This window comes from Yersinia sp. J1 (assembly GCF_050586585.1).
Classification (GTDB): domain Bacteria; phylum Pseudomonadota; class Gammaproteobacteria; order Enterobacterales; family Enterobacteriaceae; genus Yersinia; species Yersinia entomophaga.
Map to the genome: position 1 here is coordinate 1 of NZ_JBOBDP010000046.1, position 1240 is coordinate 1240.

Sequence of the window (1240 nt, forward strand, 5' to 3'; positions counted from 1 at the left end):
CCAGCTGTGTCCTATCAGAAAAAAACAATTCTATAAAAATCAGTAATTTATTAATTTACCCTATTCTCTTCTATGAAAACCAACAGACAACACCAAAGTTCAAGGTAGCTCCCTCCCTCCGGTCGGGCATTTTGAGGGTCAGGGTTCGCCATAGGCGACCGCGTTAGCGGCTTGACCTTGACGATCAAAATGCCCATTTAACCTTGTATCTGGTGATGGCTCGCATAGTGAGCCATCACCATGCATGACGGTTTTTAGGGGTTTCGGGGCGAAGCCCTGAACCAGTCACTCCGCTAGCGGAGTGTATACTGGCTAATTAGTGCTTATCCTTAGGGTATATCTCTCGGTAAATCGTGATGAGGCTTCCAATTAAGCCAATGATTGTGATGATTGTTGAAGTGATCATGATGACCTCCTTGTCGATTAATTTTCTGTATTACATTCCTGGCTAAGTCCTTTTAGTCCCAAAGGAATGCGGCACATTACAAAAGTGATGTGCTGTTTTATTTATTTATGGGATTTACTGCTTAAAGGGCTGCTTATCATGGGGATGGCTCGCTGTGGCGAACCATCCCCCTTTTCGAGGGTGGGGGTCGTTCCGAGCCGTCAAGAGTCGCTTCGCTACTGCTCTTGACCGCTCTCCTCTCCGGAAAACATAGCCATTATCCGGCGTTTTATTTCTCCATCCTTGTTCACTAACGTCTTGGTAACAAAGGCTGAGTAGTCTTTTGATGTGTTATATCCTTTCCAGACTTCATGAGGATCTAAAGCGTAAGCACAGACCTTGCCAGCAACTGGTATTCTTACCAAGGCACCCTTCTCCTCCAAATAATCTAACCAACGACGAATTGTTCGAGTAGAAACACCCATCTGATTAGCTAAAAATTGCTGGTCGCAGACTACGGCACCGCAGGTAGGATCTATGTGTTCAGCGAAAAATGAGTAAAGACCTATAGCGGCAGCACCCTGTTTGTCCCTCACAAGCTCTCTAATGCGTTGCCAGCCCTTTGGGTATGTCTGGGTGAAGTTGCTATTCTTCTTCGCCTCCTCGTGCTCTTTAGATGCCTTCCTGTCGATTTCCTGTATTTCTTTCTGTCTTAGCTTTGTTTGATGTTCTGAAGCTACGATCATCTTTATCCCTCGGTGTCTTTTTGATAGGACATTTTTGTCCCATCATAGGACTTGCGGTGTCCTATGTCCAGCCACATGCGGACACCAGCTGTGTCCTCACGTGCGGACA

The 1240-nt window shown here is 46.0% G+C and carries 1 protein-coding gene; it reads right to left on the reverse strand.

Going from position 1 to position 1240, the window contains the following annotated elements; translation table 11 throughout:
* Nucleotides 1-621 precede the first annotated feature (621 nt).
* Nucleotides 622-1131: a helix-turn-helix domain-containing protein gene (locus tag ACQ4OC_RS19515; RefSeq protein WP_052923824.1), complete on the reverse strand. Its 510-nt coding sequence runs from the start codon at nt 1129-1131 to the stop codon at nt 622-624.
* Nucleotides 1132-1240: the final 109 nt, after the last annotated feature.